The sequence below is a fragment of the Streptomyces cinereoruber genome, from assembly GCF_009299385.1.
Taxonomy (GTDB): domain Bacteria; phylum Actinomycetota; class Actinomycetes; order Streptomycetales; family Streptomycetaceae; genus Streptomyces; species Streptomyces bikiniensis.
Map to the genome: position 1 here is coordinate 674,004 of NZ_CP023693.1, position 20,916 is coordinate 694,919.

A 20,916-nucleotide genomic window follows, 5' to 3' on the forward strand; every position below is an offset into this window, starting at 1 on the left:
GTCAGGGGGGGTGGCGACTATTCGCCAGGGTTCGCCAGGGTGCGCCCGATGTTCCGCCACCCGCGCCCGGGTGTCAGGTAGGAACGCGCCACCCCGCCCCGTCGACCGGCCCTCATTCCCCAGGGTGCGGACCGGGGGGCGGGCGGGGCGACGCACGCAACTCGTCGGCGCACGAAGGGATCTGTCACCTCCATGTACACAGCATCGTCCTCCGTGTCCGCCCCGCCCCGGCCGCAGCACCGCATCGTCCCGGCCGGCGCCGGACCGTACCTCGCCCCCGCGCCCCAGGTCGTCCGGCCGCGGCGCTGGGCGGGCGGCACCGGTACCCAGCCGGTCAGCGGGAGAATCGATCTGTCCGGCCCCCAGGGCGCGCAGCTGAAGATGGCGATCGCCTCGGTCCACCGCATCTGCCCGGAGTTCAAGCCGGTGCAGGTCCTGCGGCGCAGCGGTCGTTCCGTACTGATCGTCGGAACGACCGGACGGGCCACGGCGGTCGCGAAGTGTTTACTGGACCACTCGCCGGCCTGGGTCGAGCGGTTCCGGCACGAGATAGCTTCCTACCGCGCCTTCGTCCGGCACCGTCCGCCGGTGCGGGCGCCCCGGCTGATCGCGGCGGATCCGGAGAACTGCACGCTGGTGATCGAGCGGATGCCGGGACGGGCCGCGGCGCTCTCGCGCCACCCCGTCGAGGCCCCGCCGCGCGCCGACGTGCGGGCCGCGCTCGGCGCGATCGCCCGGCTCAACGCCTGGCGACCGCCGGCCGGGACGTTCGACGCCCCGCTGGACTACGGCGTCCGGATCGCCCGGTACCACGAGCTCGGGCTCTTCACCGACCGGGACCGGGACGACCTGCAGAAGCTGCTGCACGGTCTGGCGCACGCGGGCGGCCGCCAGGGCATGGGCCAGTTCTGCCACGGCGACGCGCTGCTCTCCAACGTCCTGCTCTCCCCCACCGGTCCGGTCCTGGTCGACTGGGAGCACGCGGGCTGGTACCTGCCCGGCTACGACCTGGCGACCCTGTGGGCGGTGCTCGGTGACGCGCCGCTGGCCCGGCGGCAGATCAGCCAGCTCGCCCAGCAGGCGGGCCCGGCCTCCCGGGACGCCTTCCTGGTGAACCTGATGATCGTGCTCACGCGGGAGATCCGCACCTACGAGACGGCGGTGCAGCGCACCATGAAGGAGGCCCCGCCGGCCGGTTCCGTGCCGGTGCCCTCGGGGGCGCTCGCTCCCGGGGAGGAACAGCGGCTGCTCCTGAGGCGGCTGCACGACGACTGCGCCATGGCACGGCGGGCCGTGCGCGCGGCGGTCGGGACGCGCTGAGAGGCGGGTCCTGCCGACCACGGGGGTGGTGCGCCGCGTCCCGGTGCCGACACACCGGGACGCGGCGCACCGGCTTTTCCGCCTGTGCCTTCCCCGCGGGCACCCCTCCAGTGGTCCACTCCAGTGACGCGTCCCAGGCCCGGGGCCCGTCGCCGCGAAACTCCGCCTTCCGGCCTCCATTCCCGCTCTGACGTGGGAACTTCCTTCATCGCGTGGGTGATTGACGGATCGTTCGGGAGCCGATACCCCTGTACGGGTTCGGCCCCGCACGCCCCCTCCGTGCCACCCCCACGCCCCCTGGAGGCCGCCTTGCTCCGTTCCGGGTCCCCCCGACGCACACCGAGGGCGGTGGGCGTCCTGGCGTCCGCCGCCCTGCTGCTCCCCCTGCTTTCCGCCGCGCCGCCGGCCGGTGCCGACGCGCCCGAGGCGGGCTCCCTCCAGGGGCAGTTCGCCCGGGCCGCCGCGCGCCACGGCGTGCCCGAGAGCGTGCTGCTCGCCGTCTCGTACCTGCAGTCGCGGTGGGACGGCCACGGCGGCGCGCCGAGCGTGACCGGCGGATACGGACCGATGCACCTGACGGACGCGGTGACGGCCCTGACGCGGTCCGCCCCGCACCACTCGGACGGCGAGGAGGACCCGCGCGGCGACTCCTCGCGCCCGGCGCGCACGGAGGCGCCCGCGCCGGTGCCGTCCGCCGACCGGCTGCCGGAGCGGCTGCGGACCCTGGAGCGGGCGTCCGCGCTGTCCGGCATCCCGGCCGGGGAGCTGCGGACCCGGACGGGCGCCAACATCGAGGGCGGCGCGGCCCTGCTCGCCGCCGCGCAGCGGGAGGCGGGGCTGCCCGCGAGCACGGACCCGGCCGACTGGTACGGGGCGGTGGCGCGGTACTCCGGCGCGGACGACACGGCGACGGCGACCGCGTACGCGAACGACGTGTTCGACGTGATCCGGACCGGGGAGACGCGGACGACGGACAGCGGGCAGGTGGTGGCGCTCCGGGCCGACCCGTCGGTCGCGCCCGCCACCGGGCAGGTGGCGGCGCTCGGTCTGCGCGCGCCGGTCGCCGGCCCCGTGGAGTGCCCCCGGACGGTGGCCTGCGAGTGGATCCCCGCGCCGTACGAGGAGTTCGGCGACGGCGACTACGGCAACCACGACAAGGCGGACCGGCCCGCCTCCCAGTCGATCGACTACATCGTCGTCCACGACACCGAGGCCACCTGGGACGTCACCCTGGGCCTGGTGCAGAACCCGGAGTACGTGTCGTGGCAGTACTCGCTGCGCTCCTCCGACGGGCACGTCGCGCAGCACCTGCCGCTGAAGGACGTCGGCTGGCACGCGGGCAACTGGTTCGTGAACGCCAAGTCCGTGGGCCTGGAGCACGAGGGCTTCCTGACCGCGCCGGACTCCTGGTACACGGAGGCGATGTACCGGGCGTCGGCGCGCCTGGTGCGGTACCTCGCCGCCCGGTACGACATCCCGCTGGACCGGCAGCACGTCCTGGGGCACGACAACGTGCCGGGCACGGTGACGTCCACGATCCGGGGCATGCACACGGACCCGGGCCCGTACTGGGACTGGGCGCACTACTTCCGGCTGCTCGGCCGCCCGATCGTCCCGAGCAGCGGTCCGCACGCGGGCGTGGTGACGATCCGGCCGGACTACGACACCCACCGGCCGGTCCACACGGGCTGCGAGACGGCCGGGACGGCGTGCGCGCCGCACGGCAGCGGGGCGGTGCGCCTGCACACCGCCCCGAGCGGTGACGCGCCCCTGGTGAAGGACGTCGGGCTGCGGCCGGGCAGGGAGGACTCCACCACCGGCGTCAACGACACGGGCGCACGTGCCTCGACGGGGCAGAGCTTCGCGGTGGCGGAGCGCCGGGGCGACTGGACGGCGGTCTGGTACCTCGGGCAGAAGGCGTGGTTCCACAACCCGCGCAAACGGCCGACGGCGGTGAACGGACGGGGGCTCGTCCTGACGCCACGCGAGGGCCTGGCGGAGGTGCCGGTGTACGGGCGGGCCTATCCGGAGGCCTCGGCCTATCCGGCGGGCGTGCCGGTGCAGGCGGTGTCGCCGCTGCCGTACAAGCTGCTCGCCGGTCAGCGGTACGTGGTGGGCGACCGCACCCCGGGCGAGTACCTCTTCGCACCGACGTTCGACACGACCGGGCACACGGTCGTCCGGGGCCAGGAGGAGTACTACGAGATTCAGTTCGGCCACCGGGTGGCCTTCGTGAAGGCCGCCGACGTGCGGGTTTCCCGGATCTGACGGAGGGGCGGCCGAAAGGCGCGGGGTGGTGCCGGACGTGCGGTCCGGCACCACCCCGTCGGCGTTCATACGACTATTCGGGAGATCGTGTGCGCCGTACGGGCGAGGGGTAAGGCTGGGCCGGTCAGACGCCCCTCGCGCACCGGAAGGCCCCCCAGCACATGCCGCAGCCCTTCGTCATGCCGGATTTCTACGTCCCGTATCCGGCACGTCTCAACCCCCACGTGGAGGCCGCCCGCACGCACACGCGTGCGTGGGCGCGGGAGAGGGGGATGCTGGAGGGCTCGGGGATCTGGGAGGAGCACGACCTCGACTCCCACGACTACGCGCTGCTCTGCGCCTACACCCACCCCGACTGCGGCGAGGACGCCCTGAACCTCGTCACCGACTGGTACACCTGGGTCTTCTTCTTCGACGACCACTTCCTGGAGGTCTTCAAGCGCACCCAGGACCGGTCGGGCGGCAAGGCCTACCTGGACCGGCTGCCGCTGTTCATGCCGGCGGACCCGGCGGACCTGCCCGAGCCGTCCAATCCGGTCGAGGCGGGCCTCGCGGACCTCTGGCGGCGGACCGTGCCCGCGATGTCCGAGGGCTGGCGCAAGCGGTTCGCGGAGGCCACGGAGCATTTGCTGTACGAGTCGCTCTGGGAGCTCGACAACATCAACGAGGGGCGCGTCGCCAACCCCGTCGAGTACATCGAGATGCGCCGCAAGGTGGGCGGGGCGCCCTGGTCGGCGGGGCTCGTCGAGTACGCGGCGGGGGCCGAGGTCCCGGACCGGGTGGCGCGCTCCCGGCCGCTGTGCGTGCTGCGGGACACCTTCTCGGACGCGGTGCACCTGCGCAACGACCTCTTCTCGTACCAGCGCGAGGTGGAGGAGGAGGGCGAGAACAGCAACGGCGTCCTCGTCCTGGAGCGGTTCCTGGGCTGCACGACGCAGGAGGCGGCGAACGCCGTCAACGACCTGCTGACCTCGCGGCTCCAGCAGTTCGAGAACACCGCCCTCACCGAAGTGCCGCCGCTGGCCGTCGAGAAGGGGCTCACGCCGGAGGAGTGCGCGGCCGTCGCGGCGTACGCGAAGGGGCTCCAGGACTGGCAGTCCGGCGGGCACGAGTGGCACATGCGCTCCAGCCGGTACATGAACGAGGGCATGGTCGGCGGCCCCTCGCACCTGGACGGGATCGTCGGCACCTCGGCCCTGGACGTGCGGAACCTCTTCGGGCGGCCGGCGGCCTCGCGGCTGCGGGCGCTCACCCACGTCCCGCACCAGCACGTGGGGCCGTCGCTGCTGCCCGAGTTCGACCTGCCGTACCCGCTGACGCTCAGCCCGCACCACGCGGAGGCGAAGCGGCGCTCCGAGGACTGGGCCGAGCGGATGGGGCTCCTGGACGGCATCTGGGACCGGCCGCTGCTGGAGGGCTTCGACCTGGCGCTGTGCGCGGCGGGGCTCGACCCGGACGCCACCCCGGAGGAGCTGGAGCTCAGCGCCGAGTGGCTGACCTGGGGCACGTACGGGGACGACCACTACCCGCTGGTCTTCGGCCGGCCGCGCGACCTCACCGGCGCGAAGGAGCAGACCGAGCGGTTCAAGGCCTGCATGCCGCTGGAGGACCCGGCCCTGGGGGCGGCGTCCGCCGTGAACCCGATGGAGCGCTCGCTCGCCGACCTCTGGGCGCGGACGGCGGGCCCGATGTCGCCGGAGGCGCGCGGGCAGTTGCGGGACGCGCTCGACGCCATGCTGGAGAGCTGGCTGTGGGAGCTGCACAACCAGGCGCAGCACCGGGTGCCCGACCCGGTCGACTACATCGAGATGCGGCGCTCCACCTTCGGCTCGGAGCTGACCACCCTGCTGTGCCGGCTGCGGCACGCCGACGCGCTGCCGGCCGCGCTCCACCGCACGGGCACGGTGCGCGCCCTGGAGCGGTCGGTCATGGACTACGCGACGCTCCTCAACGACCTCTTCTCGTACCAGAAGGAGATCGAGGTCGAGGGCGAGGTGCACAACGGCGTGCTCGTGCTCCAGAAGTTCTTCGACTGCGACTATCCGACGGCGGTCGCGATGGTCGACGACCTGATGCGGGGCCGGCTGCGCCAGTACGAGCACGTGAAGAAGCACGAAGTGCCGCTGCTCTACGAGGACTTCGCGCTGGACGAGGAGGGCAGGGCGGCCTTCGGGGCGTATCTGCGGGAGCTGGAGGACTGGCTCGCCGGAATCCTCAACTGGCACCGGAACGTACGGCGTTACCGGGCCGAGGACGTGCGCTCGGGCGCCGGGACGCCGCTGCTGCGGCACGCCCCGAAGGGGCTCGGCACCTCGGCGGCTCGGGTGGTGGAACTGCTCGGGTCCGCACCGCGCTGACGTACGGGTGAGCCCCCGGGGATTCCCGGGGGCTCACCCGTACAGAGGTCTCAGGGGCGGCGGCCGCGCAGTTCGTCGATCTCCCGGCGCTCGCGCTTGGTGGGGCGGCCGGCGCCCCGGTCGCGGACGGCGGCGACCGCGACGCGCTCGCGGGGCGGCGGGGGCGGGCTGTTGTCCACGTACGCCTCGGCGGCGACCGGCGGGCCGATCCGCTTGGTGTGCAGCACCTTGACCTCGACGATCCGCTCCCGGCCGCCGTGGAAGACCCGGACCTCGTCGCCGGGCTTCACCGGCTGGGCGGGCTTGACCCGCTCGCCGTTGACCTTGACGTGTCCGGCCCGGCAGGCCGCCGCGGCCTGGGAGCGGGTCTTGGTCAGGCGGACCGCCCAGATCCAGCTGTCGACGCGCGCGCTCATCGCGACCCCCGCTCCCCCGTCAGCCCTGCTGGAACAGCTCGGCGGGCAGCGGCTTGAGCAGCGCGTACAGGTCGTCGGTGATCGGCCGGTCCCAACTGGCGATCGTCACGAGGACGTTGTCGCTGCGGTCGAACTGGACGCAGGAGATGCGGCTCTCGGAGAGCTTGAGGCGGCGGACGATGAGGAGGTTGTCGCCCTGCATCACGGGGACGTCCTCGGTGTCGAGCACCTCGACCGGCTCGTCGTTGTCCAGGGCGTCGAGGAGCTGCGCCACCTCGAAGGGGATCTGGCCGTCCGCGAGCTCGCGGGCCGGGGAGCCCTCCGGCAGGTTGCCGATGATCATCGCGGGGCCGCGGCCGCCGAACAGGTCGTACCGGAGGAACACCCCCTGGCAGGAGCCGTCGGGCGCGGGCAGGAGGCCGGCGCCGAGATTGCCGGGCCAGTCCCCCGGGTCCATGGCCAGGACGTCGAAGTCCGGGCCCGCGGGTGTGGCGGCGCTGCGGCGGCGGAGGAAGGACATACGGCCATGGTACGTGCCCCGGGGCGGGGCGCGACGCGCCGGGCGGCCCCGGACCGGCGGCCCGCCCGCGCGGGGGTGGCGCGGCTCCCGCCCGGCGTCCCGAGGGTTTCCCGACCGGGTCCGGACGGGCGCCCGGCGGCCCCTTCCGGGGCCTTGCGCGGGGAGCGCCCGAGGACGGGTCGACGGCCAGGACGCCGGCCCGCTCCGGGCCGCGCGGGCGGGGGGCGCCCGGCCGCCCCGGCGGTCACGCGAGGTGCCCGGGCGGTCGCTCCGGGTACGCCGTACGGGTGAAGGCGCCGGGGCGGCCGGAGCCGTGCGCACGTCTCACCCGGCCCGGCCGCCCGACCGCTCCGCGAGCCGGTTCAGGAGACCCAACGCCTCCTCGGCGCGGGCGTGTTCGACGAAGAGGTGGTCGTGGTGGAAGCCGGCCACCACGTTGCAGCTCAGTCCGGCGTCGGCGAGTTCGCGTGCGACGGCGGCCGTGAGCCCGACGGCGTCGAGCGCGGAGTGCACCCGCAGGGTGATCCGGCCCGCCACGTAGTCGTACGGCAGGGAGGCCGCGTCCGCCTCCTCCTGCCGTACGACGAGGGTGAGCCCCTCGGGCTCGGCGACGGTGACCACCGGGGCGAGCCCGGTCGGGGCGGGGCCGTCCACCGTGGTGAAGACGTACCGGCCGGGGTCGAGTTCCGGCCGCAGGCCGGCGAGGAGCCGGGTCAGATCACGTTCCGCGTTCATGCGCGCCAGGGTAGGCGGACGCGGCCCCGGGTGCGACGGCCGCCTCCAGGAGGCCGGCGAGGGGCCGTCCGCACGGGGGAGCCGGCCGGGCGCCCTCCGGCACGTGGCTTCCGACGGGCGCGGGAGCGGTGACCCTACAGTCCGAACTCCCTTACCAAGGAGAGGAATTCGTCCGGTCTGGCGGTGTGGACGAGGTGTCCCGCGTCGATGGTGGCGAGGCGGGCGCCGGGGATCCGGGCGGCCAGCCAGGACAGCCGGTCCTGGGGTACGTGGCTGGTCGGGCCGCCGGCCAGGATCAGGGTGGGGGCGGTGATCGACGCGAGCCGGTCGCGCCAGTCGGGGTCGGGGTCGTTCAGCTGGGCGTCGGTGGCCGGGACGATCTCCCAGTCGAAGCCGAGGGGGCCCTCGGGGCGTTCGGCGGCGGGGCGGGGCGGGTCGAGCGGGAAGAAGACCGGGGGCTCCTCCAGGACGAGGCGGCCGACGAGTCCGGGCTCGTCCCGGGCGAGGAGGTACGCGGCGGCGGCTCCCATGGAGTGGGCGACGACGGTGGCGCCGGTGAGGCCGAGGGCCTTGAGGAAGCCGCCGATCTCGTCGCGGAAGGCGTCGAAGCCGTAGCCGCCGGGCCGTCGGTCGCTGAACCCGTGGCCGCGCAGGTCGAGCGCGTACACCCGGTGGTCGGCGGCGAGGTCGGCAGCCACCTCCGCCCAGGTGGTGCTGTTCTCGCCGCGCCCGTGGACCAGGACGACGGGCGGGGCGTCCTCCGGTCCCGTGACCCGGTGGGCGAGGCGGACGCCGTCCACGGTGACCGTGCGGACGGCGGGATCGAGGAAGGCGGCGACCGTGCGGGCGAAGGCGTCCGGGTCGTCCATCCAGGGGTGGTGTCCGGCGCCCGGCTGGACGGCGAGTTCGGCGGACGGGAAGAGGGCAGCCGCCTCGGCGGCCTTCGCGGGGGTCGGTCCGGGGTCGTGCTCGCCCGCCAGGACCAGGACCGGGGCGGCGAGGGCGGCGAGGGCGCGGCGGGTCGCCGCCGGGTCGTAGGCGCCTTCGCCGTGGTAGGCGCCTGCGGCCTCCCAGCGGGTCCGCCGGTGAGAGGTGGCCGCGTGTTCCCGGGCCGCCTCGTCCCAGCGGCCGTAGGCGAAGGGCGCGGCGACCTCGCAGACGCGGGACAGCGGGGTGTCGGGGCCGGTCGCGTCGAGCGCGACCCTGGCCTCCGGGTACCAGGGCCGGTCGGCGAAGACCTCGGCGGCCGCGTCCCACTCCTCGTCGGTGCTGGTGACGCCGAGCGCGCGGGCGGCGGAGGTGACGAGGACGAGGGATCGGATCCGTCCGGGGTGGGCGGCGGCGTAGAGGGTCGCGAGGTTGCCGCCCGCCGAGTGGCCGAGGAGGTCCATCCGGTCCAGGCCGAGGTGGGCGCGGAGCGCCTCGACGTCGCCGACCTGCCGGTCGCAGCGGTACGTGCCGGGGTCGGCGGGCTCGGCGCTCGCCCCGGTGCCGCGGGCGTCGAGGAGGACGAGCGTGCGGTGGGCGGTGAGCCCGCCGAGGTCCCCGAGGTAGGCGGCGTCGCGCATCGGGCCGCCCGCCAGGCACACCAGCGGCTCGCCCTCTCCCCGTGTCCGGTAAGCGAGTTCGGTCCCGTCATACGTCGTGAACGTCGGCATGTGCCGATCCTCACCGGCCCGTGGTGATCTCGGCAACGGATTTCGCCGAGAGCGCGGGACCGGACGCGATACGGTGGACGGGCCGCTCCCCGGCACCCTCCCCCACCCCTAAGGAACCGTTTCACCGTGCCCGACACCCGGGAATCCGTCCTGCGCGGCGACTGCGCCAACTGCTTCGGACTGTGCTGTGTGGCGCTGCCCTTCGCCCGGTCGGCGGACTTCGCCGTGGACAAGTCCTCCGGCGAGCCCTGCCGGAATCTGCGGGAGGACTTCCGCTGCGGCATCCACACCCGGCTGCGGCCGAGCGGTTTCCAGGGCTGCACGGTGTACGACTGCTTCGGCGCCGGCCAGCGGGTGTCGCAGGTGACCTTCGGCGGGGTGTCGTGGCGCGAGGCCCCGGAGACGGCCCGGCAGATGTACGAGGTGTTCCCGGTGGTGCGCGGGCTCCACGAGCTGCTGCGGTACCTCACCGAGGCGCTGGCGCTGCCCGCCGCCCGGCCCGTCCACGCCGAGGTGCGGGCGGCGCTCGCCCGGGTCGAGGCACTCGCGGCAGGGGCGCCGGACGCGCTGGAGAGGCTGGACGTGAACGCCGTACGGGCCGAGGTGAACCCGCTGCTGCTCAGGACGAGCGAGCTGGTCCGCGCCACGGTCGGCGGCCGGCCGAAGAGCCGGCGCGGGGCGGACCTGATCGGCAAGCGGCTGCGCGGGGCGAAGCTGCGGGGCGCGGACCTGCGCGGGGCGCTGCTCATCGCCGCCGACCTGACGGGGGCGGACCTGTCGCTCGCCGATCTGATCGGCGCCGACCTGCGGGACGCCGACCTGTCGGACGCGGACCTGACGGGCGCGCTCTTCCTCACGCAGCCCCAGCTGAACGCGGCCCGGGGAAACGCCGCCACCCGCCTCCCGGAGGGCTTCGAGCGTCCCGCGCACTGGGCGGCCTGAGGAGCCGGGGACGGCCCCCGAAGCACGCCAAGGGCCAAGGGGGCCGACGGCGCGGAACGCGTGGTCCGCACGGGCTACCGGTCCCCCCGCCTCGCGGCTCCTCGTGTCCGACCCCTTGCCAAGCCCCCCGCACCTCCGGTTTTACTGGCCCGAGCGGAGCTACCGAATGATCGGTAGGTCGCGCCGAAGGTGTGGTGGAGCGCGTGGAGGAGCGGCGCATGACGGAAGACCTGCTGGACGGCGGCGAGCGGCTCGGGCGGGAGGAGCTGGCGGCGCTCCAGTTGGAGCGGCTGCGCGCGACCCTGCGGCACGCGTACGAGAACGTGGAGTTCTACCGGCGCTCCTTCGACGCGGCCGGGGTCGGCCCGGACGACTGCCGTACGCTCGCGGATCTCGCCCGCTTCCCCTTCACCGCCAAGTCGGACCTGCGCGACCACTACCCCTTCGGGATGTTCGCCGTGGACGAGTCGCGGATCCGGCGGATCCACGCCTCCAGCGGCACCACCGGCCTGCCCACCGTCGTCGGCTACACCGAGGGCGACCTGGACGTCTGGGCGGACGTGGTGGCCCGCTCCCTGCGCGCCGCCGGTGTGCGCCCCGGGCACAAGGTCCACGTGGCGTACGGGTACGGCCTGTTCACCGGCGGGCTCGGCGCCCACTACGGGGCGGAACGCCTCGGCTGCACGGTGATCCCCGCCTCGGGCGGCATGACGGCCCGGCAGGTGCGGCTGATCCAGGACTTCCGGCCCGAGGTGATCATGGTGACCCCCTCGTACATGCTGACCCTGCTCGACGAGTTCGAGCGGCAGGGCGTGGACCCGCGGGCGACCTCCCTGGAGGTGGGGGTCTTCGGGGCGGAGCCGTGGACGGAGGAGATGCGCAAGGAGATCGAGGAGCGGTTCGCGATCGACGCGGTCGACATATACGGCCTGTCGGAGGTCATGGGGCCGGGCGTGGCGCAGGAGTGCGTGGAGACCAAGGACGGCCTGCACATCTGGGAGGACCACTTCTACCCGGAGATCGTGGACCCGTTCACGGGCGAGGTGCTGCCGGACGGGGAGGAGGGGGAGCTGGTCTTCACCTCGCTCACCAAGGAGGCCATGCCGGTGATCCGCTACCGGACCCGGGACCTGACCCGGCTGCTGCCGGGGACGGCGCGGGTCTTCCGGCGGATGGAGAAGGTCACCGGGCGCAGCGACGACATGATCATCCTGCGCGGGGTGAACCTCTTCCCCACCCAGATCGAGGAGATCGTCCTGCGCACCCCGGCCGTGGCCCCGCACTTCCAGCTGCGCCTGACCCGGGAGGGCAGGCTCGACGCCCTGACCGTACGGGTCGAGGCCCGGGCGGACGCGACGCCCGGGCAGCGGGTGGAGGCGGCCCGGACGATCGCGGCGGCGGTCAAGGACGGGATCGGGGTCTCGGTCGGGGTGGAGGTGGTCGACCCCGAGACGCTGGAGCGCTCGGTGGGCAAGATCCGGCGGATCGTGGACCTGCGGGAGTCCGCGTAGGGCCCGCCCGGCGGGGCGGGGCCCGTGGCGGCCGGTGTCGTCAGCCCAGGAAGGCGAGCAGCCGGGCGTCGAGCCGTTCCGGTGCGGTGAGCGGCAGGGAGTGGTGGGTGGCGCCCGGGAGCAAGACCACCTCGGCCTCCGGGAGCGTGCGCCGGACCCGCTCCGCGACCTCGGCGGCGCGGTGGGTGCGGCTGCGCTCCGCGAGCAGGACCAGGAGGGGTACGCGCAGGTCGGCGGCCCGGGGCCGGCCGCCGGTGACGAGTTTGCGTCCGGGGGCGGTGGCGGCGAGGGCGTAGAGGCGCTGCCAGGTCTCGTCCGGGTGGGTGCCCGCCGTCTCCCGGGCGAGGAAGGCGCGGGCGCGGGCCTCGCTCGGGCGGATCAGGAGGGGCAGCGCGCGCAGCAGGTAGCCGGGGCGGAAGCCGGCGAAGACCTGGGTGGGGTCGAGGAGGGCGAGGCGGTCGACCCGCTCCGGCGCGTGCAGGGCGTACCGGGTGGCCAGCCAGGCGCCGTACGAGTGGCCGCACAGGTGCGTGCGGGTGAGGCCGAGGCCGTCCAGGAGCGCGTCCAGCCAGGCCGTCAGGTCGTCGGCGTTCCTCAGGGGCCTGCCCCGGCGTTCGGTCCGGCCGGCGTCGCCGAGGAGGTCGACCGCGTGGACCCGGTACCGCGCGCCGAGGGCCGGAGCGTTGGCGAACCAGACCAGGCCGGTGGCGGAACCGCCGGGCAGCAGCACCAGCGGGGGGCCGTCCGCCGGGCCGTGGACGTGGACGCGGGTCGGCCCGTACGGGGTCTCGACGTCCCGCTCCTCGGTGGACCGGGGCCAGCGGGCGCGGAGTTCGTCGTAGGCGAGGCCGAAGGCGCGTTCGTGGGCGGACGGAGGCATGGACGCTCCTCTCGCTGAGCGATAATCTCGTTCAGCGAGAGAGTACGCAAGGGTTCGAGGACATGGGGAGTACGGGTGGAGGACCGAGGTCCGGCGATGCGGCTGGTGCACCTGCTACGGGCGGTCACCGTCGAATTCGACCTGCTCGGCGCCGAGTTCGCCGCGCGCGAGGGGCTGCACCCCACCGACGTGCGGGCGCTGGTCCATCTGCTGGACGCGGCGCGGGGCGGGACCCGGGCCACGCCCGGGTGGCTCGGCGAGCGGCTGCGGCTGAACTCCGCCGGGACCACCGCCCTGGTGGACCGGCTCGAACGGCTCGGGCTCGTCCGGCGCGACCGGGACACGGAGGACCGGCGGCGCGTCCTCCTCCGGGTGGAGGAGAAGGCCGTGGAGCTGGGGTGGGCCTTCTTCGGGCCGGTCATCGACGGGGTGGTGACGGTCGCGGAGGGGTTCGAGCCGGACGAACTGGAGACCGTGCGCCGCTTCCTGACCTCGGTCCTCGACTCCACCGGAGGGACGCGCCCGGAGTGAGGAACCGCGGGGCTCCCGGCGCGGAACACCCGCGTGGTTCCGGGGCGGCGGCACCATGGGACCGCGTGCCGAACCGCACCGCCGAAGCGCGGTGCCCCGAGCGGAAGGACCGGAGGACCATGGGGAACGACGCCGAGCAGATCCGGGGACTCGTCGAGCGGTGGGCCCGGGCGGTGCACCTGGGGCGCCTCGAGACGGTGGTGGAGGACCACGCCGAGGACATCGTGATGTTCGACGTTCCGCCGCCCTACGAGGGCGTGCGGGGCATCGACGCCTACCGGGAGGTCTGGCCGCCGTTCTTCGAGTGGCAGGCCCGGGGGGCCGTCTTCGACGTCGAGGAGCTGGAGGTCACCGCGGGCGGGGACGTCGCCTTCGCCCACGCGCTCGTGCGGTGCGGCACCGAGGAGGAACTCGCGGCCCGCCCGGGTTTCCGGCTGCGGCTCACCCTCGGTCTGCGCAAGGAGGCGGGCCGCTGGGTGGTCGCGCACGAGCACCACTCCTTTCCCGGCCTGAGCCCGTGACGAGCCACAGCGCGGGCCCGGACGGGGTGGCCCTCGCCGGCCCGTGCGGGTCCGTGCCGTTCACCGTGCCCCGAGGCCTCTCGGAGAGCCGTCTCAGGCCTTCGCGAACCGGTCCCTCAGTTCGCGCTTGAGGATCTTGCCGCTCGCGTTGCGGGGCAGTTCGGGGAGGAAGTGGACACGCTTGGGGGCCTTGAAGCGGGGGAGCTTCTCGCGGGCGTGGGCGAGGAGTTCGGCCTCGGTGACCTCGCCGCGCGGGACGACCACGGCCGTGACCGCCTCGATCCAGCGCTCGTCGGGCAGGCCGATCACGGCCGCCTCGGCGACCCCCGGGTGGGCGTAGAGGGCGTCCTCGACCTGGCGGGAGGCGACCAGGACGCCGCCGGAGTTGATGACGTCCTTCACGCGGTCGACGATCGTGTAGTAGCCCTCGGCGTCGCGGACCGCGAGGTCGCCCGAGTGGAACCAGCCGTTGCGGAAGGCCGCCCTGGTCTCCTCGGGCTTGTTCCAGTACCCCTTGCACAGCTGGGGCGAGCGGTAGACGATCTCGCCGGGGGTGCCGTCGGGGACGTCGTCGCCCTTCTCGTCCACGACCCGGGCCTCGACGTGGCGGACCGGGCGGCCGCACGAGTCCATCCGGCCCTCGTGCTCGTCGGGGCCGAGGACGGTGGCGAGCGGGCCGATCTCGGACTGGCCGAAGCAGTTGTAGAAACGCAGCTCCGGCAGCCGGGCGCGCAGGCGCTCCAGGACGGGCACGGGCATGATCGAGGCCCCGTAGTAGGCCTTGCGGAGCGCGGAGAGGTCGCGGGTGGCGAACTCCGGGTGGTCGGCGAGGGCGATCCAGACCGTCGGCGGGGCGAACAGGCTGTCGGCGCGGCCCGCCTCGACCAGGTCGAACAGGACGGCCGGGTCGGGGCCGTCCACGAGGGTGTTCTCGGCGCCGACGGCGAGGTAGGGCAGCAGGAAGACGTGCATCTGGGCCGAGTGGTAGAGCGGCAGCGCGTGCACGGGCCGGTCGTCCTCGCGCAGGTCGAGGGCCTCGACGGCGCTCGCGTACTCGTGGGCCAGGGCGAGGTGGGTCATCATCGCGCCCTTGGGCAGGGCGGTGGTGCCCGAGGTGTAGAGCAGCTGGGCGAGGTCGCGGGCGTCGCGGTCGGTGTCGTACGGCTCCGGTGCGGCGAGCGCGTCGAGCAGCGAGCCGGGCGCGTCCCGCAGCGCCTTGACGGGGAAGCCGTCCGGGATCCGGTCCGCGAGGGCGGGGTCGGCGAGGACGAGCGAACTGTCCGACTGCTCCAGGACGTACGCGAGGTCGTCGCCGGTCAGGTGGTGGTTGACCGGCACGTGGACCAGGCCGGCCCGGGCGCACGCCAGGAACGCGATGAGGTAGGCGTCCGAGTTGTGGCCGTAGGCGGCGACCCGGGCGTACTCCGGAAGCCCGATGCCGTGGTGGACCTCCCGCAGGACGGCCGCGGCGGTGGAGACGGCCGCGTCCAGCTCCGCGTACGTCCAGCTCCGGTCGGCGTACCGCAGGGCGGTCCGGTCGGGGACGCGCCGGGCGCTCGCGCGCAGGACGCCGTCGACGGTGCGGCTGAGGAGTCGGCTCATGGCGCGATCCTCCGCGCGCGCCTCACTGGAGGTCAAGTACCGTGCGACGCGGCGGACATGCCCGGACGCCGTCCGGGAGGTCGACAGGGCGTCGCCCGGCCGGGTGCGTGGTCCGGTCCGCGGTGCTCCACCGTCACCGGGACGAGGGCGGCCGGACGGCGTGTTTCAGGAGCCCCGTCCACAGGCGTGCCCGGCCGGTGCGGTCGAGGGCTTCGTGGGCGGCGAGCAGGCCGCCGGTGACCGCGCCGAGGAAGCCGCCGGCGAGGCAGTCCTGGCCCGAGAGGTACAGGCCGTGGATTTCGGTGCGCGGCCGCAGCCAGTCCGCGAGGCCGGGCCGGTGGCCGTCGCCGAAGGCGGCGACGTCCTTGGCGAGGCCGTAGAGGCTGCCGCCGGGCCAGCGGGTGAAGTGCTCGGCGGTGAGGGGGGTGCCGAGCTCGTGGTAGGCCACCCGGCCCCTGGTGCGCGGCAGCCGACGGTGGAGCTGTTCGAGGAGTTCCGCCGTGAGGTCGGCCTTCAGCGCGAGGTAGGCCGGATCCCGGTCGCGCGGGCCGGAGCCGCGGAAGGGGGCGAACAGCTCCGGGTGCACGTAGGTGAGGATCTCACCGGTCGACCGGCCGGGGTACCGCGCGGCCCAGGTCGGATCCTTGGCGCAGGAGAAGGAGAAGAAGTGGCCGCTGGTGCGTCCACCGACGCCGTCGAAGAAGGCGTCGCAGTCGCCGTCGGTGGCCATCAGGTTGTGCCGGGGCAGGCCCAGCTCCTCCGGGTCGCCGTCGAGGCCGACGAAGAGCACCACGAAGGGGGACCCGCGCCGCATGCCCTCCAGCCGGTCCGCACCGGCGACGGACGGGTCGGGCAGCAGGGTGCGGTAGGTGTGGTGGGCCCCTGCAGCGCTGACCACCACGGGGGCGTGGACACGGGTGCCGTCCGCCAGGACGACGCCCGTCGCCCGTGTCCCGTCCAGTGTGATCCGGGCGACCGGCGCGCGCACGAAGACCTCGCCGCCCGCGGCACGGATCGGATCGAGCATCGCGCGGGCGATGGCGGCGCTGCCGCCCACCGGATACCAGGCACCGGTCCGGAAGTGCTCGAACAGCACCGCGAGCAGGAAGAACGGCAACCGGGCGGTGGAGTCGGCCAGGAGCAGTGCGCTCTGCGTGAGCAACGCTTGCCGCAACCGCTCGTCACGGACCAGCTCCGCCACCACCTCCCGGGCCGGCCGCAGGGCTCGGGGCGGGACGGCCGCCGCCCGCAGCAGACGGGCCGACCGCCGCACCACCGGACCCGAAAGGCGTCCCAGGGCCAGCGCGGGCAGCACCGCGCGGCACCGTCCGATCAACCGGAACAGCGCCTCGATCCCCGCCCGCTCGGCCGGAAAGCGCTCGATCAGAGCGGTCCGGTAGGCGGAGAAGCCGACGGGCGCCCAGTGCGCCTCCTCCGCCAGCCGGTACTCGTCGTAGGGGTCCCCCACCGGGGCCCAGCGCAGGACACCGCCGGTCAGGTAGTCCGACACCACCCTGACCGGCTCGCGCCGTCCGAGCTGGCCGACGTAGTGAATGCCGACGTCCCACTCCCAGCCGCGCCGCCGATAGGCGTGGGTGTAACCGCCCGCGGTGTAGTGCTGCTCGAACACCGCCACCCGTCGCCCCTGCCGGGCCAGACAGACCGCCGTCGTCAGCCCACCCGCCCCGGACCCGATCACCACCGCGTCGTACGCGTCCGCCACCGGGCCCGCCGCCAGCGGACGCCCCACCAGAACGCCTCGGCTCACCTCCGCCTCCCGCTCCGGAGGTCCCTTGCTTCGAGCGGGGTGTCCGGGCCCGTGACTGCCGGGACGGGGCTGATACGCATGGACGCGACTCCGGAGGGACAGGGTGAGGCCGACAAGCGGTGAACGGATCACCGGTGCCGGGAGATACGGCTGTTCGCCCACCGTCATCCGGATCGGTCCGGCACTTCCCCTACGAGGCCGATGCGGAGACGGCTGCGGGGCCCGCGTCGAGCCCGCGGCCGGTCCGGTACGCCTTTCCGTCCTCGGCTCGCTGCTGCCGGATGAAAAAGCGGGGCCGTCAGGGGCTGAACGACAGGAACACGAAGGCGGCGAAGATCGAGAGGTGGACGCCGCCCTGGAGGAGCGTGGCCCGTCCGGGCACCACGGTCAGGGCGCTCACCACGCCGGTGAGGGCGAGCAGGGCCAGGTGGAGGGGGCCCAGGCCGAGCACCAGGGGGCCGGACAACCAGATCGAGGCGAGCGCGATCGACGGGATGGTCAGGCCGATGCTGGCGATCGCGGAGCCGTAGGCGAGGTTGAGGCTGGTCTGCATCCTGTCCCGGCGGGCCGCGCGGACGGCGGCGAGGGTCTCGGGGAGCAGCACCATCAGGGCGATGACGACACCGACGACCGCTTTGGGCAGACCGGCCGACTCGACGCCGTCCTCGATGGTGGGCGAGATCAGCTTGGCGTTGCCGACGACGGCGACGAGGGCGAGGAGGAGGAGGCCGAGGCTGGTCCAGGCCTCGCGGTCGCCCGGCGGGGCGGCGTGCTCGTCCTCCGATTCGTGGCCGGGGCGCGGCACGGGGAGGAAGTAGTCGCGGTGCCGGACCGTCTGGACGCCGACGAACACGGCGTACAGGAAGAGGGAGGCGACGGCGGCGAAGATGAGCTGGACGCCGGAGAACTCGGGGCCGGGGTGGCTCGTGGTGAACGTCGGCAGGACCAGCGTCATCGTGGCGAGGGTGCAGACGATGGCGAGCGCGCCGCCGGAGCCCTCGGCGTTGAAGACGGCGACGCGGTTGCGGAGCGCGCCGACGAGCAGGGAGATGCCGACGATGCCGTTGCAGGTGATCATGACGGCGGCGAAGACGGTGTCGCGGGCATAGGTCGAAGTGCCCTCGCCGCCCCCGACCATCAGGGTGACGATGAGCCCGACTTCGATGACGGTGACGGCCACGGCGAGGACGAGCGAGCCGAAGGGTTCGCCGACGCGGTGGGCGATCACCTCGGCGTGGTGGACCGCCGCGAGGACCGCCGCGAGGAGGCAGAGCGCGATGAGCCCCACGACGAAGCCGGGGAGGTCACGCCCCCAGGCCGCGCCCAGGGCGATCGCCGCCACCACTGGTCCCCAGGTGGTCCACTGACGTGTCATTGCCGCCGTGCTCGAACTCATGATCCGCATCCTGCCACAAAGGGGGCTTTCGCCCGATTTCGGTCATTCCAGGGGTTCGGTGAGGCCGTGCTCGTACGCGGCGAGGGTCTCGATGAACATGCGACGCTCCCTCGCGTCGAGCGGGGCCAGGGCCGCACGCCAGGCGTCGGCGCTGCGTCCGAGCCAGCCGTCGATGGCGGCCCGGTACCGCTCGGAGATCGACACGATCTTGCGCCTGCGGTCGGCGGGGTCCTCGACCCGTTCCAGGACGCCCTTCTTCGCGAGGTCCCCCACCATCAGGCTGGCGGTGGTGGGGGCGACCTCCAGTTCGGCGGCGAGCTCGTTGACGCTCAGCGGTCCGTCGAAGAGGAGGTGGGCGAGCAGGGAGAGGTGCCGGGGCGCGAGGGTGAGCGACTGCAGGTCCTCGGGGACCCTGACGCGCTTGACCCGGGCGACCGTCCGAGGCATCAGCAGCAGCAGCGTGCGTACGGCCTCGTCCAGTTCCGGTCCGGGGTCCTCGTCCTCCTCGTGGGTGTTCTGCATCGCGCCCTTCCCCCTTCGTTTCGGTTTCAAACTCTTCATTTTGCTTTCAAAGCAAAGAGATCGTCCCGGCCGATGCTACCGGAAGGGATGTTCGAACGGGGCCGTTTGGCGGCGGGCCCCGGTGGGAGACAGTGGGCATGACGGAGGATGCGGCGAGACAAGGACGTTCGACCCGGCGCGCGTTCGGCGGCGGGCTCCTGGCCCTCGGAGGAGCGGTGGTGATCGGTGCGGTGCCCGGCGCCGGCCTCGCGGCAGGGGCCGAAAGCGGGTCAGGAAGCGGTCCCGGGACCGGGATCCCCGCGCGGCGGACCACCCTGCGGCGCGGTCCGGCCGCGCGGGCCGGGCTGCTCGCGCCGCACCTGGACGGACTGGTGGCGGAGGCCGAGGCGTTCCTCGCCCCCTCCCCCGCGCATCCCTGGTACGCGGGCGCCGTGCTGCTCGCCGGGCGCGGCGGGACCGTGGCCCTGCACCGGGCGATCGGCTCGGCCGTGCGCTACGCCGCGTACGACGAGAAGACCGACACCGGCGTCGAACTGCCGCCGGAGCGGCAGCGGCCGACGACCGTGGACACCGTCTTCGACCTGGCCTCGGTCTCCAAGCTGTTCACCTCGATCCTGGCCGTGCAGCAGATCGAGCGCGGGACGCTCGATCTGGAGGCGAGGGTCACGGCGTACCTGCCGGAGTTCGGCGGCGGCGGGAAGCGGGACGTGACGGTGCGCCATCTGCTCACCCACACCTCCGGGTTCCGGTCCTGGATCCCGCTCTACCGGGAGCCGACGCGGGAGGGGAGGCTGCGGCTCCTCTGGGAGGAGCGGCTCGCGAACCCGCCGGGGTCCGCGTACCTCTACTCCGATCTCAACCTGATCACGCTCCAGTTGGTCCTGGAGGAGATCACCGGTCGCGGTCTGGACGTCCTGCTCCACGACGAGATCACCGCTCCGCTCGGGATGCACCGCACGCGCTTCAACCCGCCGCCGTCCTGGCGGCCGGACATCGCCGCCACCGAGGACGCCCGGCCGCCCTGGTCGGGCCTGGACCGGGGGATGGTGTGGGGCGAGGTCCACGACGAGAACGCGTACGCGCTCGGCGGGGTCGCCGGGCACGCCGGGATCTTCTCGCGCGCCTGGGACCTGGCGATCCTCGCCCGCGCCCTGCTCAACGGCGGGGCGTACGGCCGGGCCCGCATCCTCTCCCCCGCGTCCGTGGAGCTGATGTTCACCGACTTCAACACCGCCTTCCCCGGTGACGCGCACGGGCTCGGCTTCGAGCTGCACCAGCACTGGTACATGGGCGCGATGGCCACGCCCCGCACGGCCGGGCACACCGGCTTCACCGGCACCAGCCTCGTCCTGGACCCGACGACCGACTCGTTCCTGATCGTCCTCGGCAACTCCGTGCACCCGGTGCGCTCCTGGCGCTCCGGGTCCGCGCCGCGCGTCGCCACCGCGAACCGGCTGGCCAGGGCCGTGCCCGTACGGCCCGCCCAGGGGCGGACGGCCTGGTTCTCGGGGATGGCGAGCGGCACCGCCGCCACCCTCGCCCTGCCCCCGGTGCCCGGCGCCGCGCGTCTGGAGTGCGCGCTGTGGTGGGACACCGAACCGGACGCGGACGCCGCCTTCCTGGAGGTCTCCCGCGACGGCGGGGCGGTCTGGGAGCCGCTGCCGTTCACCACCGCGCGCCCGGGAGGGGAGCCGTCGCCGCACCCGGTGGGGGCGGCGGGCGGCTGGTCCGGGCGGGTCTGGCACCGGCTCGCGGCCGAGGTCCCGGCGGCGGCCCGGGGCGCCGTCCCCGTACGGCTGCGGTGGCGGTACGCGACGGACGCGCGGTACGTCGGGCGCGGGGTGTACGTGGACGGGCTGCGGGTCCTCGACACCGCCGGCCGGCCGCTCTTCGACGAGGCCCGGCCGGCGGACGGCGCGCGGATCGAGGCGGTGGGGTGGACGGCGTCCCGGGACTGACGTGTCGTTCC

General features: G+C 74.1%; 17 protein-coding genes. 8 read left to right on the plus strand and 9 right to left on the minus strand.

Going from position 1 to position 20,916, the window contains the following annotated elements; all coding sequences use genetic code 11:
• Positions 1–192 precede the first annotated feature (192 nt).
• From CP977_RS03080 to CP977_RS03090, 3 genes are all read left to right on the plus strand, one after another.
• Positions 193–1,320 (plus strand): aminoglycoside phosphotransferase family protein, encoded by a 1,128-nt coding sequence (locus CP977_RS03080; protein ID WP_062757266.1) that lies wholly within the window; start codon positions 193–195, stop codon positions 1,318–1,320.
• Positions 1,321–1,668: 348 nt separating this feature from the next.
• The gene (locus CP977_RS03085; RefSeq protein WP_152369565.1) at positions 1,669–3,588 is read left to right on the plus strand and encodes an N-acetylmuramoyl-L-alanine amidase; all 1,920 of its coding nucleotides are present in this window, start codon (positions 1,669–1,671) and stop codon (positions 3,586–3,588) included.
• A gap of 161 nt (positions 3,589–3,749) precedes the next feature.
• Entirely contained in the window at positions 3,750–5,945 is a 2,196-nt protein-coding gene (locus CP977_RS03090) for a terpene synthase family protein (protein ID WP_152369566.1), read from the plus strand.
• A 50-nt stretch (positions 5,946–5,995) separates the two neighbouring features.
• Here CP977_RS03090 and CP977_RS03095 read toward each other — a convergent pair whose 3' ends face one another.
• The 4 genes from CP977_RS03095 to CP977_RS03110 all read right to left on the minus strand — a co-directional run bounded on the left by CP977_RS03095 (position 5,996) and on the right by CP977_RS03110 (position 9,274).
• Positions 5,996–6,361 (minus strand): RNA-binding S4 domain-containing protein, encoded by a 366-nt coding sequence (locus CP977_RS03095; protein ID WP_152369567.1) that lies wholly within the window; start codon positions 6,359–6,361, stop codon positions 5,996–5,998.
• Positions 6,362–6,380: 19 nt separating this feature from the next.
• On the minus strand, positions 6,381–6,881 hold the full coding sequence (locus tag CP977_RS03100) for a hypothetical protein (protein ID WP_062757270.1): 501 nt from the start codon (positions 6,879–6,881) through the stop codon (positions 6,381–6,383).
• Positions 6,882–7,205: 324 nt separating this feature from the next.
• Positions 7,206–7,616, minus strand: coding sequence for an ACT domain-containing protein (locus CP977_RS03105; RefSeq protein ID WP_062757271.1), 411 nt, complete (start codon positions 7,614–7,616; stop codon positions 7,206–7,208).
• A 134-nt stretch (positions 7,617–7,750) separates the two neighbouring features.
• Positions 7,751–9,274: an alpha/beta fold hydrolase gene (locus CP977_RS03110; protein WP_152369568.1), complete on the minus strand. Its 1,524-nt coding sequence runs from the start codon at positions 9,272–9,274 to the stop codon at positions 7,751–7,753.
• 126 nt (positions 9,275–9,400) lie between these two features.
• Between CP977_RS03110 and CP977_RS03115 the strand changes: the two genes are divergently transcribed.
• Complete coding sequence (locus tag CP977_RS03115) at positions 9,401–10,216, plus strand: pentapeptide repeat-containing protein (protein WP_062757273.1); 816 nt, start codon at positions 9,401–9,403, stop codon at positions 10,214–10,216.
• Positions 10,217–10,434: 218 nt separating this feature from the next.
• A complete protein-coding gene (paaK, locus tag CP977_RS03120) occupies positions 10,435–11,727 on the plus strand; it encodes a phenylacetate--CoA ligase PaaK (protein WP_152369569.1) in 1,293 nt (430 codons plus the stop codon).
• Between the two features lie 40 nt (positions 11,728–11,767).
• Here paaK and CP977_RS03125 read toward each other — a convergent pair whose 3' ends face one another.
• Positions 11,768–12,607 carry an alpha/beta fold hydrolase gene (locus tag CP977_RS03125; RefSeq protein ID WP_062757274.1) on the minus strand — a complete coding sequence of 280 codons (840 nt, stop codon included), beginning with the start codon at positions 12,605–12,607 and terminating at the stop codon, positions 11,768–11,770.
• A 96-nt stretch (positions 12,608–12,703) separates the two neighbouring features.
• Here CP977_RS03125 and CP977_RS03130 point away from each other — a divergent pair, with 96 nt between their 5' ends.
• Both CP977_RS03130 and CP977_RS03135 read left to right on the plus strand, forming a co-directional pair.
• Positions 12,704–13,138: a MarR family winged helix-turn-helix transcriptional regulator gene (locus CP977_RS03130; protein WP_062757275.1), complete on the plus strand. Its 435-nt coding sequence runs from the start codon at positions 12,704–12,706 to the stop codon at positions 13,136–13,138.
• A gap of 119 nt (positions 13,139–13,257) precedes the next feature.
• Positions 13,258–13,659, plus strand: coding sequence for a YybH family protein (locus CP977_RS03135; RefSeq protein ID WP_062757276.1), 402 nt, complete (start codon positions 13,258–13,260; stop codon positions 13,657–13,659).
• 93 nt (positions 13,660–13,752) lie between these two features.
• On the opposite strand, the gene CP977_RS03140 is transcribed toward CP977_RS03135, so the two are convergent.
• The 4 genes from CP977_RS03140 to CP977_RS03155 form a co-directional block, all read right to left on the minus strand.
• On the minus strand, positions 13,753–15,261 hold the full coding sequence (locus CP977_RS03140) for a fatty acyl-CoA synthetase (RefSeq protein ID WP_062757277.1): 1,509 nt from the start codon (positions 15,259–15,261) through the stop codon (positions 13,753–13,755).
• A gap of 133 nt (positions 15,262–15,394) precedes the next feature.
• Positions 15,395–17,029, minus strand: a complete 1,635-nt coding sequence (locus tag CP977_RS03145) for a phytoene desaturase family protein (protein WP_159057814.1) — start codon at positions 17,027–17,029, stop codon at positions 15,395–15,397.
• A gap of 298 nt (positions 17,030–17,327) precedes the next feature.
• Positions 17,328–18,425, minus strand: coding sequence for a calcium:cation antiporter (locus tag CP977_RS03150; RefSeq protein ID WP_062759141.1), 1,098 nt, complete (start codon positions 18,423–18,425; stop codon positions 17,328–17,330).
• 42 nt (positions 18,426–18,467) lie between these two features.
• Positions 18,468–18,947, minus strand: a complete 480-nt coding sequence (locus CP977_RS03155) for a MarR family winged helix-turn-helix transcriptional regulator (RefSeq protein ID WP_062757279.1) — start codon at positions 18,945–18,947, stop codon at positions 18,468–18,470.
• A gap of 137 nt (positions 18,948–19,084) precedes the next feature.
• Between CP977_RS03155 and CP977_RS03160 the strand changes: the two genes are divergently transcribed.
• Positions 19,085–20,905: a serine hydrolase domain-containing protein gene (locus CP977_RS03160; protein ID WP_152369570.1), complete on the plus strand. Its 1,821-nt coding sequence runs from the start codon at positions 19,085–19,087 to the stop codon at positions 20,903–20,905.
• The last annotated feature ends 11 nt before the right edge of the window (positions 20,906–20,916 follow it).

Excerpts from the sequence above, each read along its gene's own strand:
- paaK (WP_152369569.1), top strand. The coding sequence starts at position 10,435 with ATGACGGAAGACCTGCTGGACGGCGGCGAGCGGCTCGGGCGGGAGGAG.
- CP977_RS03090 (WP_152369566.1), top strand. The coding sequence starts at position 3,750 with ATGCCGCAGCCCTTCGTCATGCCGGATTTCTACGTCCCGTATCCGGCA.
- CP977_RS03140 (WP_062757277.1), bottom strand. The coding sequence starts at position 15,261 with ATGAGCCGACTCCTCAGCCGCACCGTCGACGGCGTCCTGCGCGCGAGC.
- CP977_RS03110 (WP_152369568.1), bottom strand. The coding sequence starts at position 9,274 with ATGCCGACGTTCACGACGTATGACGGGACCGAACTCGCTTACCGGACA.
- CP977_RS03130 (WP_062757275.1), top strand. The coding sequence starts at position 12,704 with ATGCGGCTGGTGCACCTGCTACGGGCGGTCACCGTCGAATTCGACCTG.
- CP977_RS03135 (WP_062757276.1), top strand. The coding sequence starts at position 13,258 with ATGGGGAACGACGCCGAGCAGATCCGGGGACTCGTCGAGCGGTGGGCC.
- CP977_RS03125 (WP_062757274.1), bottom strand. The coding sequence starts at position 12,607 with ATGCCTCCGTCCGCCCACGAACGCGCCTTCGGCCTCGCCTACGACGAA.
- CP977_RS03100 (WP_062757270.1), bottom strand. The coding sequence starts at position 6,881 with ATGTCCTTCCTCCGCCGCCGCAGCGCCGCCACACCCGCGGGCCCGGAC.
- CP977_RS03155 (WP_062757279.1), bottom strand. The coding sequence starts at position 18,947 with ATGCAGAACACCCACGAGGAGGACGAGGACCCCGGACCGGAACTGGAC.
- CP977_RS03160 (WP_152369570.1), top strand. The coding sequence starts at position 19,085 with ATGACGGAGGATGCGGCGAGACAAGGACGTTCGACCCGGCGCGCGTTC.
- CP977_RS03095 (WP_152369567.1), bottom strand. The coding sequence starts at position 6,361 with ATGAGCGCGCGCGTCGACAGCTGGATCTGGGCGGTCCGCCTGACCAAG.
- CP977_RS03150 (WP_062759141.1), bottom strand. The coding sequence starts at position 18,425 with ATGAGTTCGAGCACGGCGGCAATGACACGTCAGTGGACCACCTGGGGA.
- CP977_RS03105 (WP_062757271.1), bottom strand. The coding sequence starts at position 7,616 with ATGAACGCGGAACGTGATCTGACCCGGCTCCTCGCCGGCCTGCGGCCG.
- CP977_RS03080 (WP_062757266.1), top strand. The coding sequence starts at position 193 with ATGTACACAGCATCGTCCTCCGTGTCCGCCCCGCCCCGGCCGCAGCAC.